The organism is Cytobacillus gottheilii (assembly GCF_900166665.1).
GTDB lineage: Bacteria > Bacillota > Bacilli > Bacillales > Cytobacillaceae > Cytobacillus > Cytobacillus gottheilii_A.
On sequence record NZ_LT800494.1, the window covers coordinates 2,330,638 to 2,348,688 of the forward strand.

At 39.8% G+C, this 18,051-nt stretch carries 16 protein-coding genes; 12 read left to right on the top strand and 4 right to left on the bottom strand.

Annotated features, from left to right (window positions below; genetic code table 11):
- Window positions 1–150 precede the first annotated feature (150 nt).
- Window positions 151–1,602 carry an IS1182 family transposase gene (locus tag B7E07_RS11555; protein WP_080843532.1) on the bottom strand — a complete coding sequence of 484 codons (1,452 nt, stop codon included), beginning with the start codon at window positions 1,600–1,602 and terminating at the stop codon, window positions 151–153.
- Between the two features lie 346 nt (window positions 1,603–1,948).
- Here B7E07_RS11555 and B7E07_RS11560 point away from each other — a divergent pair, with 346 nt between their 5' ends.
- The 8 genes from B7E07_RS11560 (at window position 1,949) to B7E07_RS11595 (ending at window position 10,649) form a co-directional block, all read left to right on the top strand.
- Window positions 1,949–2,665, top strand: a complete 717-nt coding sequence (locus tag B7E07_RS11560) for a FadR/GntR family transcriptional regulator (protein WP_373886051.1) — start codon at window positions 1,949–1,951, stop codon at window positions 2,663–2,665.
- Window positions 2,666–3,595: a 5-dehydro-4-deoxyglucarate dehydratase gene (gene kdgD, locus B7E07_RS11565; protein WP_080846009.1), complete on the top strand. Its 930-nt coding sequence runs from the start codon at window positions 2,666–2,668 to the stop codon at window positions 3,593–3,595.
- Window positions 3,596–3,645: 50 nt separating this feature from the next.
- Complete coding sequence (gene gucD / locus B7E07_RS11570; RefSeq protein WP_080846010.1) at window positions 3,646–5,109, top strand: alpha-ketoglutaric semialdehyde dehydrogenase GucD; 1,464 nt, start codon at window positions 3,646–3,648, stop codon at window positions 5,107–5,109.
- Between the two features lie 109 nt (window positions 5,110–5,218).
- Complete coding sequence (locus B7E07_RS11575) at window positions 5,219–6,271, top strand: tripartite tricarboxylate transporter substrate-binding protein (protein ID WP_080846011.1); 1,053 nt, start codon at window positions 5,219–5,221, stop codon at window positions 6,269–6,271.
- 65 nt (window positions 6,272–6,336) lie between these two features.
- Window positions 6,337–6,747, top strand: a complete 411-nt coding sequence (locus B7E07_RS11580; RefSeq protein WP_218970417.1) for a tripartite tricarboxylate transporter TctB family protein — start codon at window positions 6,337–6,339, stop codon at window positions 6,745–6,747.
- A 17-nt stretch (window positions 6,748–6,764) separates the two neighbouring features.
- Window positions 6,765–8,279 carry a tripartite tricarboxylate transporter permease gene (locus tag B7E07_RS11585; RefSeq protein WP_080846012.1) on the top strand — a complete coding sequence of 505 codons (1,515 nt, stop codon included), beginning with the start codon at window positions 6,765–6,767 and terminating at the stop codon, window positions 8,277–8,279.
- A 26-nt stretch (window positions 8,280–8,305) separates the two neighbouring features.
- A complete protein-coding gene (gudD, locus tag B7E07_RS11590; protein ID WP_080846013.1) occupies window positions 8,306–9,655 on the top strand; it encodes a glucarate dehydratase in 1,350 nt (449 codons plus the stop codon).
- A 28-nt stretch (window positions 9,656–9,683) separates the two neighbouring features.
- Window positions 9,684–10,649 carry a 2-hydroxyacid dehydrogenase gene (locus tag B7E07_RS11595; RefSeq protein WP_080846014.1) on the top strand — a complete coding sequence of 322 codons (966 nt, stop codon included), beginning with the start codon at window positions 9,684–9,686 and terminating at the stop codon, window positions 10,647–10,649.
- A gap of 88 nt (window positions 10,650–10,737) precedes the next feature.
- On the opposite strand, the gene B7E07_RS11600 is transcribed toward B7E07_RS11595, so the two are convergent.
- Together B7E07_RS11600 and B7E07_RS11605 are read right to left on the bottom strand one after the other, a co-directional pair.
- The gene (locus tag B7E07_RS11600; protein ID WP_080846015.1) at window positions 10,738–11,619 is read right to left on the bottom strand and encodes a TIGR01777 family oxidoreductase; all 882 of its coding nucleotides are present in this window, start codon (window positions 11,617–11,619) and stop codon (window positions 10,738–10,740) included.
- Between the two features lie 18 nt (window positions 11,620–11,637).
- Window positions 11,638–12,378, bottom strand: coding sequence for a hypothetical protein (locus tag B7E07_RS11605; protein WP_139785621.1), 741 nt, complete (start codon window positions 12,376–12,378; stop codon window positions 11,638–11,640).
- Window positions 12,379–12,514: 136 nt separating this feature from the next.
- Between B7E07_RS11605 and B7E07_RS11610 the strand changes: the two genes are divergently transcribed.
- The gene (locus B7E07_RS11610; protein WP_080846017.1) at window positions 12,515–13,003 is read left to right on the top strand and encodes a flavin reductase family protein; all 489 of its coding nucleotides are present in this window, start codon (window positions 12,515–12,517) and stop codon (window positions 13,001–13,003) included.
- Window positions 13,004–13,389: 386 nt separating this feature from the next.
- On the opposite strand, the gene B7E07_RS11615 is transcribed toward B7E07_RS11610, so the two are convergent.
- Complete coding sequence (locus tag B7E07_RS11615; RefSeq protein WP_257391439.1) at window positions 13,390–13,917, bottom strand: CBO0543 family protein; 528 nt, start codon at window positions 13,915–13,917, stop codon at window positions 13,390–13,392.
- Window positions 13,918–14,066: 149 nt separating this feature from the next.
- Here B7E07_RS11615 and B7E07_RS11620 point away from each other — a divergent pair, with 149 nt between their 5' ends.
- From B7E07_RS11620 to B7E07_RS11630, 3 genes are all read left to right on the top strand, one after another.
- The gene (locus B7E07_RS11620) at window positions 14,067–15,182 is read left to right on the top strand and encodes an NAD(P)/FAD-dependent oxidoreductase (RefSeq protein ID WP_080846018.1); all 1,116 of its coding nucleotides are present in this window, start codon (window positions 14,067–14,069) and stop codon (window positions 15,180–15,182) included.
- Window positions 15,183–15,520: 338 nt separating this feature from the next.
- Window positions 15,521–16,597 carry a LuxE/PaaK family acyltransferase gene (locus B7E07_RS11625; protein ID WP_080846019.1) on the top strand — a complete coding sequence of 359 codons (1,077 nt, stop codon included), beginning with the start codon at window positions 15,521–15,523 and terminating at the stop codon, window positions 16,595–16,597.
- Window positions 16,597–18,045: an acyl-CoA reductase gene (locus B7E07_RS11630; protein ID WP_080846020.1), complete on the top strand. Its 1,449-nt coding sequence runs from the start codon at window positions 16,597–16,599 to the stop codon at window positions 18,043–18,045. Before B7E07_RS11625 ends, B7E07_RS11630 begins: the two co-directional genes overlap by 1 nt.
- Window positions 18,046–18,051: the final 6 nt, after the last annotated feature.

Genomic DNA, 18,051 nt, shown 5'->3' on the forward strand with positions numbered 1-18,051 from the left:
GAGGGCACTGATTTTCTTAAGGTTTTTCGTTTTTCTTTAACCTGGTAAAATCTTATAAAGATAAAAAAGCCAATTTCTGTCTATTATTAGAAAGAAATTGGCTTTATTTTTGTCTGAATCCCTTAATTTTGGACTATGTTGTCCATTTTCTTACTTTATTAACTTTAGAATTCGTTTTATATTTACCGCAAATATGGTGGTTGCCCCTTGAATTTGCATGCCAAATAAACCCGAGGATTTCGCTGTTTCATACTCGTGTGCATGTTTTAATTCGCTATTCTTAGCCTCAATCTTATATCGATTTCGAGATAGCTCTTTAAATTTAACCGTCTTTTGAAATGCTTCCTGATCTTTATGCTCTGTCGATTTTATTGTGACAGAATAGGATTTTGTTTTCGCTCCTTTTTTATAACAGCCCTCTTGTAAGGGACAAGTGTTGCATTTATTCGTATCAAATAAATATTTAATTCTTGGATTTCGATCTTGACCTTTTCTTTCTTCAAATTTCTTTTGGATCGCCAAATGGCCAGCCTTACACACATATATTCCTGCATCTTTATTAAACGTGAATTCGTCCTCTTTTTTTCGCGTACCATGCGTTACATGTGGATGCAATTTTGAAACAAGTTCCAAATTTTCTTCTTTTATATAACGAATATTTTCTTTCTCAGAATAGGCCGTATCTCCAATAACCGTTTTAATTTCCATTCCTGTTTTGATGCTTTTTTCAACTAATTCTTGAAGATATTTTCCATCACTTTTCTCTCCAGTTGTGATCACCGCTGCCGTAATAATCCGTTCGTTAGCCATTGCCAAATGTGTTTTGTATCCAAAAAAAGAGGAGTCTGCCGATTTATGTCCTACTTTGGCATCTGGATCCATGGAAAAACTCAACTGTTCTGTACAATCCTCAACGACTTCTTTTAATACATTTAACTTTTCTTTCACCGCAGGTAATTCTGAAATTCTTGGCTCTGATTCGATGGCGGTAATAAGATCTTCGCAGTACTGTAATTCATCTTCAACACTATTCGTTGTTGTTTTGGCCGGTAAATTCTCTTTCATCGATTCATCGATTTGGTAGACAGACCGACGTACATTCTTTGATTTTTCCTGTAAAAATTCTTTAACGGACTTTTGATTATAACGGGATTTTGTGTGAGTTGAGTCAACAATAATCGTTTTACTTTTAATGATGTCTTTCTCTAATGCGATTTCAACACTTTTATTTATAAGCATATCTAATAAATCCACATCTTTTAGACGAAGCCTACGAAACTTCGTTAGGGAACTGGGGTCAATAACAGGATCTTCTGGCGCCATTTCAAGGAAGTATTTAAAGGACATATCATACTTTGATCGTTCGACCACATCTACATCTGATAAATTAAAAATGGATTTAAGCAAGAGATATTTGAACATACGGATCGGGTGAACGGCATTACGACCGTTATCTAGACAGTACTTTGATTCTAACTCTTCTAGAATAAAGCTGAAGTCCACAAGATCATTGATTTGACGAAGCATATTATCTTGTGGAACAACAAGATCGTATATCTGTAAATAGGGGCTGAAACTAAGGGATTGTTGGTTGGAGATCATTTTATATACCACCTGCGATAAGTTAATACCTCTATTATAAAACAAAAAGCCAGTGAAACAGTAAATGTTTCACTGACTTAAATGGACTTTTTCAGTGCCCTCAGCTTTGCTCCGAGGAGGCTCAGCTTCCTCCCCATGGAAAGCGAGGGTCTGGAGCGCAGGTGGAACGGGCTTGTTTAAATACCCATAATCACATGACATAAAATAATAATTTTCTTCGGTCACTTTTTATAGCAAAATACTATATTTAAATAATTTTAAGAAAATTCTGTTAATTATATTGACAGTCTTTTTTATTTGTCTTACAATTTGAAAAAGTGACAAATTTGTGAAAGGAGGGGTAGGTTTGGATGAGAAAGCAAGTAAATTAAAAATGCAATCTGTAAAAAGAAAAACCTTATCTGATCAGGTGATTGATCAAATCATAGATCTGCTATTGACTGGAAAGCTTCATCCTGGGGATAAGCTTCCTACAGAAATGGAATTAATGGAAATGCTGTTTGTCAGCAGACCTGTTTTAAGAGAAGCACTTAGTTCGCTTGAAACGATTGGCATCATCCATCGGAAAACAAGAGAAGGCACATTTCTGTCAGATAAAATTGGCAGTCAGCCATATCGAATTATGTTAGCGCTTGCAGCGGGTGATATTAATGCGATCTTAGAAACGCGATTCACACAAGAGTTAGGATTAGTCTCGTTGGCTGCAGAAAAAATTTCTGAGCTGGAGCTAAAGAAATTAAAAGAGACCATTCACATAATGGAAACATCAGACGGTGATTACTCAGCAGCAGACCGAGAATTTCACCGGATCATAGCTTGCAGTGCGAGCAATTACATGATGGAAGGGTTAATTGATCCTTTGCTGAACATGTACGATACCATTTTGGAAAATATATCGTATGAATACCGCAACAAAGAAGTCACCCTTCAGCAGCACAAAGATATTTATGCTGCTTTAGAAAAAAGAGATCCGATACAATCCTATATAAGCATGTATACACACCTGGATTATGTAAGGAAAAAAACTTTAAAAAATATAGAAGATCAGAGAGGGAGAGATTGAATGGAAAAGACGAGAAAAGCTCCAACAGGAATTTTAGGATTTCCTGTTACGCCATTTAATGAAAGCGGAAACATTGATGAACAGGGGTTAGCTCGCAATATACATTTTTTGCTTGAGGAAGGGTTAGAAGCCATTTTTGTTTCTTGCGGAGCTGGAGAATATAACTCTCTTAGCTATAAAGAATTTGAAGCCACTGTCGAACTGGCTGTTTCTGAAGTCAATGGAAAGGTTCCGGTTTATACCGGAATAGGCGGTAATTTATCAGAATCATTAGAAAAGGCTGAAATATCAGCGAAGCATAATGCGGATGGATACCTCATTTTACCTCCATATCTGATCGAAGGCGAGCAGGATGGAATCTATGAATACTATAAAACCATTGTGCACAGCACAGATTTAGGAGCAATTGTCTACCAGAGAGCCAATGCTGTTCTGCAGCTGGAAAATTTACAAAAGCTTGTTGAAATTCCTCAAGTAATTGGTGTAAAAGATGGGGTTGGCAATATGGATTTGAATGTTGAACTAACACAAGGAATTGGAAACAAAATCGGGTGGTTAAATGGGATGCCAATGGCAGAAGTATGTCACCCTGCTTATTTGCCATTAGGATTTGATTCATATTCTTCTGCCATCTCAAACTATATCCCGCATATTTCGAGAATGTTTTACGATGCACTTCATAACAATGAGCAGCAGCTTGTTCAGGATCTCTATCAAGATGTAATTCTGCCAATCAATCAGATTCGCAAGCAAAGAAAAGGCTATGCAATTGCATTGATCAAAGCAGGCATGGAAATTGTCGGATTGCCTGTTACAAAATCAGTCAGACCGCCTGTAACCCAAGTAGAAAAAGAGCATTTTCAGCAATTAGAGAAAATTATCAAAACTGCTTTTGATAAATATCCAAAAAGCACAAAGACAATAGCGTAATTTGGACTTGGTTTTGACCCATTTGGGATGAAATATAGGAGGGATATGTAGTGACAGTTCAAACAGAACAACAGCATTATTTAAATTACATCGATGGAAAATGGCAATCTTCAAGTACAAATGAAGTTATTAGCATCAGCAACCCTGCAAATGTAGATGAAGTTGTCGGGTATGTGCAAAATTCCACAGCAGAAGATTTGAATAAAGCAGTGGAAGCCGCCAAATTAGCACAAAGGAAATGGAAGAAACTCTCTGGAGATCAAAGAGGCAAGTATCTGTACAAAGCTGCTGATATACTTGAATCCAGATTGGATGAAGTAGCAGAAAGTATGACAAGAGAAATGGGGAAAACCTTGCCTGAAGCGAAAGGGGAAACAGCCAGAGGTGTTGCGATTCTGCGTTATTATGCAGGAGAAGGAATGAGGAAGGTTGGAGATGTAATCCCTTCAACAGACAGCAGTGCACTTATGTTTACAACAAGAGTTCCTTTAGGCGTTGTTGGTGTAATTACACCATGGAATTTCCCTGTAGCCATTCCGATATGGAAAATGGCACCTGCATTAATTTATGGGAACTCTGTTGTCATAAAGCCTGCAACTGAAACAGCAGTTACCTGCGCAAAAGTGATTGAATGCTTTGCAGAAGCAGGTTTTCCAGAAGGTGTCGTCAACTTGGTAACGGGTTCCGGTTCCGTTATCGGGCAAGGATTAGCGGACCATCCTGATGTAAACGGTGTCACTTTTACGGGCTCAAATGGTGTTGGAAAGAAAATTGGTCAGGCGGTTTTAGCACGCGGAGGAAAATATCAGCTGGAGATGGGCGGGAAAAATCCTGTCATCGTTGCAGCTGACGCCGATCTTGATCTGGCAGTTGAAGCAACAATAAGCGGCGGATTGCGTTCCACAGGGCAAAAATGTACAGCGACAAGCCGAGTCATAGTCGAAAGCGAAATATATGAGACGTTCAAGCAAAAGCTGGTTGCAAAAGTAAGAGAAATTACAGTCGGTGACGGACAGGAAAATGGTACCTGGATGGGACCAAGTGCAAGTGAAGGACAGCTGCAAACGGTTCTCTCTTATATTCAAAAAGGGAAAGAAGAAGGAGCTGCCTTACTGTGTGGAGGTGAAAGACTGACCGGTCCGAAATATGATAACGGATATTTTGTAGAGCCAACGGTTTTTGATGAAGTGACGACCAATATGACCATTGCTCAAGAAGAAATTTTCGGACCTGTATTGGCTTTAATGAGGGTTGATTCTCTTGAAGAAGCCCTGCAGCTGGCAAATGATGTGCAGTATGGACTAAGTGCGTCCATTTTTACGACTAATATCCAAAAAATGCTCACTTTTATTGAAGAAATGGATGCTGGACTAGTCAGAATTAACGCAGAAAGTGCAGGCGTGGAGCTGCAGGCACCATTTGGAGGCATGAAACAATCGAGCTCTCATTCCCGCGAACAAGGTCAGGCCGCCATTGAGTTCTTCACTTCAATAAAAACCGTATTTATTAAGTAATCAGGTGATAGGGGGTGCTTTTGCCCCCTTATCATTACAGTATATTTGAAAGCGCTTTATAGGAAGAAAAAGGTTAATGCAGACAAAAATATAGTTTAGGGGTGTGTTTATGAAAAAATTATTATTTGTCTTGGTTGCAGGGTTGCTTGTATTAACAGCCGCGGCGTGCGGAAATCAAACGGGTGGAACGGATGCAGAAGCAGGTACTGGAACAGTTGATTTGTCTAGAGTGAGGGTGCTGATTGGTTCTACTTCTACTGGAGGAGATACGTATCAGATTGCTGACTTAATCAGCAGAAATGTTGAAAAGCCTCTAGATACAAATATTAAAGTAGATGCAGTAGGAAGTGAAAGAGCTTTTAACGAATTAACGAAGGCGAAGACGGATGGAAGCGAAATTATGTTCTTCCATGATATGGCGTATTTAGGTGTAGAATATGGCAGTTTTGGCGATGAGCATGAGCTAGAGAACTGGAAAATTGGACCTGTAGTTGCAACAAACCCTGGGAATGCATTTTTAGCAAAAGCCGACGCTCCATACGATACATTGGCAGAAGCAGCTCAATGGCTGCAGGATCATCCCGATGAAATGGTAACTGTTGCGATTGAAGCAGGAGGCGTATCTCAAATTGGTTTTGACGCGTTTTATTTATGGGCGAAGGAAGAGTTTGGTCAGGATGTAGCTGATCGGATTAAGGTTTATGTAACTGGCTCACAGAAAGATAAGGATCAGGCTTTATGGGATGGCAATGTGGATATCATTCACGGCTCAATTGGCGCTAACAATGAATATACGAAGGATGGAGTAGAAGACAAGATTAAAATGAAGTTCCTTGGACTAACAGCTGGTGAAAGAGTCGAAGGCTACGATATTCCAACTTTTGCTGAACAAGGAATCACAGTCAATGGCAAAGAGTTTGTATTTGATAAAGAATTCTTCTTTATTCTGCCAAAGGACATTGATGACAATTTTGTAGATGCATTGGATCAAGCTGTAGCAGAAGCGGTTGAAAATGAAGACTATCAAAACGATCTATTGAAAAATGCATATGTAGCCAATTACGTTCCTGCAGATGAATCAGCAGATTATCTGCTCGAAAAGAGAGAAACATTGCGATATATCATCAGTAATGCACCAAGCCTGGATGATATAGCGAAGTAATGAGGAGTGAATGTGAGGCTGTCTAAAGACAGCCTTACTATTCTAATATCCACTTAAGAAGGAAGGTGACAGAATTGAAAGACCTGCTGACGATCGAAATGACCTTTAGCGAATATCATCTGATCTTTCCAAGATTAGTGCTGGGAATTTTGGTGGTTCTCTTAATCCTGCTGCTTGTGATTCATCTGGGAAAGAGGATAAAAGAAAGAAATTTTACATTTAAACCAAAATTCTTTAAGGAAAACTTTGATAAACGTAAGTTTTTTGGCACTATTATCTTACTTGTTGGCTATGTGTTTTTACTTGAGATCATAGGCTTTTTAGCGTCTAGTATCTTGTTTATGTTTTTCATCATGCTTTTATTTATTGGAAATATAAAAAGAAAGTCAATTATCTATTCTGTCTTAAACTCTGTTGTAACCTCCTTTGCGATTTGGTATTTGTTTGGGACAGTGTTTAATATTACTTTACCGTAAAGGGTGGTGAATTTTTAATGGATTTATTAGAATTTTTTACTCCTATGACCATTCTTCTCTGTTTTGCAGGTGTAGTGGTTGGCATTATTTTTGGTGCTATTCCCGGGATGACAGCTACAATGGCAATCGCGATCTTTTTGCCGATTACGTATACGCTAGATATGATTGATTCAATTGCTTTGTTGCTTGGTTTATATGTTGGCGGAATTAGCGGCGGCTTAGTACCGGCGATTCTATTAAATATTCCAGGTACTCCTTCTTCCCTTTGTACCACCTTTGACGGTTACCCGATGACACAGAAAGGGGAAGGAGAGAAAGCTTTAAAAGTCGGCATTACGGCTTCATTAGTTGGCGGGATCATCAGTTTGCTTATTTTGTATCTCTTCACACCTGTGTTGGCTTCAGTCGCGATTAAGTTTTCGTCAGTTGAAAAATTTCTAATCATTGTCTTTGCATTAACGGTGATCGCATCGATCTCCAAAGGCAGTTTAATTGGGGGGATCTTCAGCGGTTTCCTGGGCGTTTATATTAGTTTAATAGGAACATTCGCTGATAATTATGAGATGAGATTAGTTCCGCCAGGGTTTGAAGATGCCTTACTGTATGGTTTTTCTCTGCTGCCGGCTTTAATTGGATTATTTGCGATTACGCAAATATTAGAAGAGGCGGAAGACGGCATGAAGGTTTCCGCTCATCAAACATTTAAGTTTCAAAAAGATAAAAAGAAGAAGTTTTCTTTTAAAGTTTTTAATAATCAAAAAGTCAACTTGGTTCGCTCCTCTATCATTGGTACCTTTATAGGAATTCTACCAGGAGTTGGCGGAAGTGCTGCGTCAATCACTGCCTATTCACAAGCCAAGAATTTCTCGAAGAACCCGAAGAAGCTAGGAAGCGGAGAACCAGAGGGTCTGATCGCCAGTGAAGCATCCAATAATGGTTTAACGGGCGGAGCGTTGATTCCGTTATTATCAATGGGGATTCCTGGAGACAGTACGACCGCAGTTTTGGTCGGAGCATTCTTATTACAAGGCATTCAAGTAGGACCATTGTTTATTAGTTCAAATCCAGATCTATGGAATGGAATTATCTATGGTTTGCTCATGGCAAATGTGTTTATGTTTCTTCTTATGTTTTTCAGCATTAAATATTTTTCAAAAATTGTTTATATTCCTAAATCGGTTATCTACCCAATCATTATTGTCATGTGCGTAGTTGGCTCTTATGCCATCAATAACGGCGTTTTATTTGATGTCTGGACGCTGCTGCTGTTTGGGCTGGCAGGATTTGTGTTCGTGAAGATCGGAATTCAGGTGATTCCTTTTCTAATAGGATTTATCTTAGGAAAAGACCTGGAAAAATATTTTATTGATAGCTTAAAATCAAGCGGCGGAGACCTTACGATTTTCTTTACAAAAGGACCGATTGCACTTGTCATATGGGTTTTAATCTTTGGTTCTCTTATCTATGCATACCTGGATTATCGTAAATCGAAACGAACAGATGCGGATGATTCTGTTACGTTTTCAAACTGAGTTTAATAGAATAGGAGAGTGTTCAAATGGGTACTGCTTTGAAAACAAAATATAATACGCCGGTCATCGTTGAGATGTCGGTCATTCCTATAGCAGGTCATGATAGTATGCTTTTAAATTTAAGTGGTGCACATGGACCTTATTTCACAAGAAATATTGTGGTGATAAAAGATAGCAGCGGAAACACAGGAGTTGGTGAAGTTCCTGGCGGAGAAGCGATCAGAAAAACGCTGGAAGATTCTAAACCATTATTAATGGGTGCATCTATCGGAAATTATAACAAGATCTTAAACAAAGTAAGAAGCATATTTGGAGAACGGGATGCTGGCGGACGGGGACTGCAAACGTTTGACCTTAGAATTACCATCCACGCAGTAACTGCTTTAGAGGCTGCACTGCTGGATTTATTAGGTCAGTATTTAGGCGTTCCTGCTGCTGCATTATTAGGTGAAGGACAGCAGCGGACCGAAGTTGATGTGCTGGGTTACTTATTTTATATTGGCGATCGGAGAAAAACGGATTTACCTTATTTGAGTGAATCGGATGCAGATGATGACTGGTTCCGCTTGCGGCATGAAGAAGCTCTAACACCTGAGGCGATTGTCAGGCTGGCAGAAGCAGCATATGAGAAATATGGATTTAGAGATTTTAAGTTAAAGGGTGGCGTTTTAAGTGGGGATGAGGAAATTGCGGCAGTGACAGCACTTTCTGAACGCTTTCCTGAAGCGCGCATCACGCTCGATCCGAACGGAGCTTGGTCATTAGAAGAGGCCATTAGGCTTTGTAAGGGCAAACAGGATGTTCTAGCGTATGCAGAAGATCCTTGCGGTGCAGAAAATGGTTATTCAGCGCGCGAGGTGATGGCTGAGTTTAGGAAGGCAACAGGTCTGCCAACCGCAACCAATATGATCGCTACCGATTGGCGGCAAATGGGCCATACCATTCAACTGCATGCAGTAGATATTCCATTAGCAGATCCTCATTTCTGGACAATGCAAGGCTCAGTGCGAGTTGCACAAATGTGTGCAGACTGGGGATTAACATGGGGATCACATTCGAATAATCACTTTGATATTTCTTTGGCGATGTTTACACATGTTGCTGCAGCAGCACCAGGAAATATTACGGCGATTGATACACATTGGATCTGGCAAGACGGTCAGCAGCTGACAAAAGAACCGTTCCAAATCGCTGACGGCAAAATTACGCTTCCAGAAAAACCAGGTTTAGGCATTGAAATTGATATGGATAAAATCGAGCAGGCCCATGAACTATATAAACAGAAAGGATTAGGGGCGAGGGATGATTCGATTGCCATGCAATATTTGATTCAAGACTGGAGATTTGATCATAAACGTCCATGTTTAGTACGATAAAGGAAGATTTTAGAAAGAAGGGACTGCGATGAAATCAAAAGTCATTGTCTATCGGAAAACATATGAACAAGTATTAGATTTGCTTCGCGAACAGTGTGACGTCATTTATTTTGAACGTATTGATTCATCAAATCAGGAAGAATTCTATTTTCATTTAAAGGACGCGCATGCCTTATTTGGAGCAGGCATGAAAGTGGATAAGGAATTATTAGATCATGCCCCAAATTTACAAGTGGTCAGTAATGTTTCTGTTGGGTATGATAATTTAAATCTAGCAGAACTGAAGAAGAGAAACATCAAAGCGACCAATACAAAGGGAGCGCTGGATGATACCGTTGCCGATGCAATGTTCGGTTTAATGCTTACAGCGGCGCGAAGGATCACGGAATTAGATCAATTTGTCAAAAAGGGAGAATGGAAAGCAGCAATCCAGGAAGAGCTTTTTGGTGTTGACGTTCATCATAAAACCATAGGCATCATTGGAATGGGCGGGATTGGTTCTGCCATTGCAAAGAGGGCTTATTATGGTTTTGATATGAAAGTGATTTATCACAACCGCTCACGCAATAAGGAAGCAGAAGAATATTATCATGCAGAATACCGTTCACTGGAGGAACTTCTGCAAGAATCCGATTTTGTATGTAACATGGCACCTCTTACACCGCAAACGGAAAAATTGATTGGAGAAAGAGAATTTTCATTAATGAAGAGCTCGTCCATTTTTATAAATGGATCACGAGGCCCAGTCATTGATGAAGATGCTCTTTATAAGGCTCTCAGCGAAAAACGTATTTTAGCAGCTGGTTTAGATGTTTATCAGGTTGAACCGCTCCCTCCCGAACATTCGCTGCTGACACTTCCTAATTTAGTCACACTGCCTCATATCGGATCAGCTACAGCGGAAACCCGCCTTGCTATGGGCCTTTTAGCCGCAAAATCTCTATTGGAAGCATTAAATGGCGGGGTGCCAGCAACTCTAATTGCGTCACAATGACGCTCCGAAAAAGCGCGGGTTTTGTCGAAATATAACAAGGCGAGCTCTCTAAATCTGGGAGCTCGCCTTATTTTTACATTAATTATTTTCAAATAATGGCACTTAAAGCTTCATCTAAGCTTTTATATTGAAAGTCAAATCCTGATTGCACTAGTCTTTCAGGCACAACCCAGCGGCTTTTTAAGACGAGCTCCGTTTCTGTTCCAATAAAAACCGCTCCGAGCTCGAGCATCCACTTAGGAGCAGGAAGACCAAAGCTCCTGTTCATATGCGTTCGAATTAATCGCATTTGTTCACTATTCTTAACAGGCTGAGGAGCAGAACAGTTAAACACTCCTTCAAGATGTTTGTTGTCTCTTAAGAAAAGCGTAATTTGAAATAAGTCTTCAATGTGAATCCAGCTGAACATTTGCAAGCCTGTGCCTTGTTTACCGCCAAGACCGTATTTCACAAGGTTTACGTAAGGAGTCATGACACCACCATCTGGTCCAAGTACAATGGCAATTCTTAAGGCAGCTTGTCTTGTTTTGGGCAGCTGAAAAGAGAAAAAGGCATCTTCCCAGGAGGTGGCTACATCTACAGAAAAGCCGGAGCCGATTTCACCTTCCGCTTCCGTCATTGGCCTGTCATCAGCATGGCGATAAATAGTAGCGGTGCTGGAATTGATCCATAATTCAGGGGGATTAACACAAGCTTTCAGCGCTTTTCCCAGTATTTTCGTTGTCTCAGTTCTAGATGTCAGAATCTCTTTTTTATTTTTTTCATTATAGCGGCAATTCACCGATTTTCCAGCTAAATTAATGAGCATTTCTGCTCCTTCTAATGCAGAAACAATCTCTTTTTCATTTTCCCAAGCAATAGAAGGAGAAGTGCGGGCAATGATTTTTACTTCATAACCAAGTTCTAGAAATCTTTTCTGAAAATACGTGCCGACGAAACCTGTTCCTCCTGCTATGACTACCTTTTTCAATTTCTCCACTCCCCATCTTTAGCTTTTTTGTATTTTGGATGGATTATTGATTTTGTAAGGGACTGCTTCTTCCATTAAAAATTCCTCTTCAGCATCCTTGCCTTGAGGCAGCTTTTTCTTGACGATTTTTCCGTCAAATTCGAGCTGATCACCTGGAGTGAGCTCCCATTTTTTTAATGTTTTGGAATGAGAACACCAAGCAAGACCGATTTCAATGTTTTCATCTTGTTGAATCGTAACATTTTCAAGGACGACAACCTCATCATTCTCTTCATTAAAATGATTCCAGCTTAACGCAAATTGCTTAACCTTTGCAGTAAAGTGAACCTTATCGTCAGGAAGAACCACTTTTTTGGGACTTTCTTTTTGTTCCTTTTTGCTTTCTTTTTTAGGAGCCGTTTTTTTTGCTGGAGCCGATTTTGGCTCTGTTTTCTCTTGTTTAACAGGTACAGCTTCTCCTGCATCAGAAAGATAGATTTTTCCAAAGCTTCCTGCCTGCATTTCCTTTAAAAAAGCAGGGTGAATGCAGCCTAAGCTTCCATCTTCAAATTCAATGACAATCGTGTTCCCGGAATGATCCTCTCCGTATACCTCATATCCTTTAATTTGAACAGCATACTGCTGCTTTCGATCTTTATACCAATATTCGCTTTTAGAAGCAGGCAAGCCCCATTCCTTTAGCTTTTCTGCATATTCTTCTGGATTATCAAGTTGTATGTAATCCCCTTTTGGAGGGACAATTGCTTTTTGATCACTCATATTCTCAAGTATCCTCGCTTTCATTCCATCTTCATCTATATAGTATATTCTATACTAGAAAAGAAGGAATTTCGAATACTTTGGAGAATATATTCGGGTATACTATAGGTGAATATGTTTGGAAAGGCGGAACAAGATGAGTGCAGATACAGCAAAATTTAAAGAAGTAATGGGCAACTATCCGACTGGTGTTACTGTCATAACTACGGTTGACGAAAGCGGCACACCACTAGGATTAACGGTGAATTCATTTGCATCCGTATCGTTGGATCCGCTGCTGATCCTTTGGTCTATTGATCACAAGGTATCTTCACATGATGTATTTAAAGATTCAGGTAAATTTGCCGTTCATGTGTTAGCAGAAGATCAAAGCGAGCTTTGTGCATTATTTGCTAGCAAAGGGATTGATCGATTTGCCAATTGCGAATGGAAACTTTCAGAGCAAGGATTGCCGATTATTGAAGGTGCGTTAGGCGTTATGCAATGTAAAACATTTAAAAGCGTTGAAGCGGGAGATCATACGATCTTAATCGGGGAAGTTACCGACATTGTCAGCCGAAAAAAAGAGCCGCTGCTTTATCATAATCGCAAGTTTGGTAAAATTCCTGCCGAGTTTTATGAATAAGCTTAATTAGAAAAGAGACTGTGACATAAGTAGTTAACACAGCAAAAAAATCGAATGATTAGGAAGTGAATCTTTCTAATCATTCGATTTTTTATTTGATAACATTTAATATTCCTAATATGAGTGAAATGGAGCGGAGGACCCTCGACTCCGGAGGGAAATAGAGGAAAAGGTGAGACCCCGCAGGCGTGCCGAGGAGGCTCAGCTTCCTCCCCTCGGAAAGCGAGGGTCCGCAGCGCAGGTGGAACGGGCTTGTTTAAATACCCAAAACAGCTAATAAATATTTACAAATAGTATTTCTATTTTGCTCCAGACTCTTTTCTATACTGCTTTCCTCATTTAAAAAGATTCACATTCGTATCGGGAATCCTCTGAATCCTGTAGATTTATTCCTTTGTATTTTGATTAAAAAACCACTTTTGATATTGCCGCGAGAGGTAATATGTAAACCACATCGTTATTAAACTCCAATCCCAAGTCCACTTTTTGTACTTGATTAAATTCGTGTATTTAATAGCTATACTTTCAAAGACTGTAATAGAAGCCGAATAAAAAACATAATAACAAATTTTATAGAGCATATTTTTCTTTTCAGGATAATGCAAATTAAATAAAGAGCATAAAGCTGGATAAACAAAATATTCAAATGTAAAACTAGATTTATTTGCTTTCTTGAAAAACATACGCTGAGGATAGGAAATCAATCCTTTTTCGACAACAAGTAAGCCAAAGAGCCAAGTGATGAATTGTTTAAATAAAAAGGCTACATGTGCTTCACGCATCCTGTTTTTAGGAACGTATTTTATCAATAATAACGACATCACAATCCAAGCTGATATTTCAACTGATTTATCGAGTTTATGCTTCAAGATGATCACCTCTCTATAACTATAGAATGGTTTTGATGCCATCATTTTATGTGCATTTTTCAGAGGATCAAATAGGCAAACCTTAAGTCATTTGAAAGACTTCTGCATTGCCCGCAGAGGAGAATTTCTGTAAGATGAGGTAAAAACCTAAGCAAATTTACATAAGAATGCTTTGAAAAAAGGTGTGTAGTGCTATGAAAAAAATCATCGTAATTGGTGCAGGGATACTAGGTGCTTCAGCATCATATCATCTCGCCCGTAAAGGGGCAGAGGTCATTTTAATTGATCGTGATGATGAAGGACAAGCCACAGATGCCGCTGCAGGAATCGTATGTCCATGGCTTTCACAGCGCCGAAATAAACCTTGGTATGCTCTTGTGAAAAATGGGGCGAAATATTATGGTGAGCTGATTGATATGCTGCGTGAAGATGGTGAAGAGAATACCGGATACAAGAAGGTAGGAGCGCTTGCTCTTCAATTGGATACAGCTAAGCTGTTAAAATTAAAAGAAAGAGCTATTTTAAAAAGAGAGGATGCACCTGAAATAGGAGAAATCAAGGATATCCCAGCTGCTCAGCAAAGGGAATTATTTCCTCCTTTAAATAATGAACATGAAGCTGTTTATGTTAGTGGCGGTGCACGCGTTAACGGCAGAAATCTGCGAGGATCACTCGTAAATGCTGCGATCAAGAATGGTGCAAGAACTATAACAGGTTCCGCACACTTGCTGATTGAAGAACAGAAAGTTATCGGTGCAGTGGTAAACGGCGAACAAATTTTGGCTGATGAAGTCATTGCTGTACCTGGTGTGTGGGCAAAAGAATTATTATCTCCCTTGAACATTGAGTTTCAGGTGTTTGCTCAAAAAGCACAAATTATTCATTTAAGACTCCAGGATAAAAACACAGATGAATGGCCTGTCATTATGCCGCCAAACAACCAATATATGCTTGCTTTTGAAGAAGGAAAAATTGTTGTTGGTGCAACACATGAAGATATTGAGACTCTAGATATGCGGGTAACCGCTGGCGGTGTATATGATATACTGGGCAAAGCGTTAAAAACAGCACCAGGTCTTGAAGATGCCGAGCTCACGGAGGTGAAGGTAGGATTCCGCCCACATACCCCAGGTTTTTTACCTGTGTTTGGCAGAATCCCTGGGTTTGAAGGGATCTTAACGGCCAATGGCTTAGGTTCCTCAGGATTAACAGCAGGACCGTATGTGGGGAAATTGCTCTCTTCTTTAGCTCTTCGTGAAGAAATTGATCTGAATTTAGAGGATTATCATGTGGGAAGCGCCATCAAATAAAAAATCGAAAAGCGTTTACATCTGTACTCATACTTGCTAAACTAATAACGAATTAAGAATTGAATATGAAACGGGAGTCTGTGGAATCAGGCTGAGAGTATGACTAACTGTCATAGACCGTATGAACCTGTTGGATCATGCCAGCGTAGGGAATGTGTGACTTAGGATACAACTATGCACTTTGCTGGGCGCGAAGTGTATTTTTTTATACTTTTTGAGAGTATAAAGTCTATTTAAAGACATATGTACACCTCTTCTTTTTGCAAACTTCTTCCTATTTTCTGCTGCTGGCATTCCAATTTTCAATCCACTTTTAAACAGAAAGGCTGGGATCGTGAATGACCCAAAAAGAGATCATTACTGCCATCCATCAATACATCCAAAACGAAAATTCTCATGACTTTAATGAGCTTGCGCTAATGGTTTTCAGATTTCAATACGAAAATAACTCGCCATACCAAAGTTTCTGCATACAAAAAAGAAAAACACCGCGTACCGTTAAACACTGGTACGATATTCCGCCAGTGCCGATTCAAGCATTTAAAGATGTAACACTGTCATGCATAGACAAAAACGACGCTGAAGCCATTTTTATGACTAGCGGCACGACAAAACAAATTAAAGGCAAGCATTATCATCCTACATTAGACATTTTTGATGCTTCAATGACCGTCAATTTTCAAAAGAGGTTTATGCAGAAGCAGCCATTCATTAAGATGGGCATCTTATTTCCGGATGAACTCCAAATGCCGAATTCATCTTTGGCCCGTTATTTGTATCTTGCCAAAAAGACATACGGTACGAAGGAAAGTCATTATTTGCTGACAAAGGATGGAATTCATACTGAATTGCTAGTTTCTGAGCTTACTAGAGCAGAGCAAACAGGTGAGCCATATGCTCTTCTCGGAGCAAGTTATAGCTTTGTTCATTTGCTCGATTATCTTCAGGAAAAGCAGTTATCGTTCAAATTGCCTGAGGGAAGCAAATTCCTGGATACTGGCGGTTATAAAAACCAATCCAGACATGTGGAAGCTGCTGAATTTTATAACGCCTTGAATACACATTTAGGTGTGGAGAAAAAAGATTGTATAAACATGTACGGAATGACGGAGCTTAGCACGCAATTTTATGATGATGGAAATGATTCAGATCCATCTGTTAAATCCGGGCCGCACTGGATCAAGACAAGAGTTGTGAATCCATTGACAGGATTAGATGTGCCAAAAGGTGAAAGTGGTGTGCTCGTTCATTATGATTTAGCAAATTTTAATTCAGCAGTTGCTATTCTGACTGAAGATTTAGGGAAAGAGACGGACCGCGGCTTCCTTTTATTAGGAAGAGTGAAAGGCTCTGAACAAAAAGGCTGTTCTCTTGCAGTGGACGAATTTCTCCGCTTTGCAAAGGAGAATTCATAATGGAGATCACAGCAGGCTATTTGCCTGAAATGGAAAATGAGAAGATACAGTATAAACAGTTTACCTATAAGGTCAATGGCAAGACAGCACTAGTGCAAGTACCGCATCTATCCGCCGAGCAGCTCGGTAAAGTGATCAAGATGGTAAAGGATCATGCTTCAATTCTAAAGAGCTTCACTGTATCAGAACTGGTATCTGTCATTGATAAGGCGATACATGTATTGCTGGATCGCCGTTCTAAAGAACGGCTTTTAGCTGAAACATGGCTTCCGATCATAACAGGATATGATCGTGAAATCATCCGTACGAGCTTAACATCTTATTTGCAGGGTTTTCGAAAACATGAGCTGCAGCGTTTTTTAGCAGCAGACCTTGGAAATCCCCTGCTGTTGGACGATTTTCAGCCTGTTGTTAAGGGCGGTTATGCAAAAGCAGTTGGACCAAGTGTAATCGGGCATATCTGGGCTGGAAACGTGCCGGGTCTTCCCTTGTGGAGCTTTATTTCCTCACTGCTCGTCAAGTCAGGAAGTGTTGGAAAAACTGCAACGGATGAACCGTTTTTTGCTGGATTATTTGCCGGCATCATTGCTCAAATAGAACCGAGGTTAAAAAACTGTTTTGCCATTGTAGCTTGGAAGGGCGGCGATGAGGAAAGAGAGACTCCTTTTTTAGAAGGCTGTGAGACGATTATCGCCTATGGGAATAATGAAAGTTTATTTTCAATAAAAAAAAGGGTTCCTGTATCAACAAAATGGATAGCACATGGACATAAAATTAGTTTTTCCATTGTGGGGAAAGAAAGCCTGCATATGCAAAAAGCGTTGGAAACAAGCCATTTAGCTTCATTGGATATCGCTCGTTATGATCAGCAGGGCTGTTATTCTCCTCAATGTATCTTTGTTCAAAAGGGCGGCGCTATTGAACCAAATGAATTTGCGAAATATTTGGCACACGAACTGTCTGCCTTAGAAGTGCGATTCCCACGAAAAACGTTGTCCATTGAAGAAGCTGCTGTGTTCTTAGAATGGCAGCATAAAAACGAAATGGCATTGCTCAATGACTCCGATAAAGAAGTGCTCTCAAGTCATGAAGGCAAATGGACAGTCATTTATGAAGGGGAGGGAGCTGCTTTTCAGCCGACGGTTTTAAACAGGTCTATAAGTATTATCGCTTTTGAACGAATAGAAGAAGTGCTCGAGGCTATCCGACCTTATAAAAAATGGCTGCAATCTGTCGGAATGAGTACATATCCAGAACAAGTGTTTCAGTGGAGCGAGCAGCTTGTTCAATATGGTGTTACAAGAATCAGTGCAGTGGGCAAAATGACGTCTCCAGAAGCAGGCTGGCACCAGGATGGCGGTTTTAGTTTACTTGATTTAATAAAAATGACCGATATTGAAGCAAGCACAATAGAATGGGCTGAGCCGCTTTCTGCTTATTCTAATTAAAGGAGA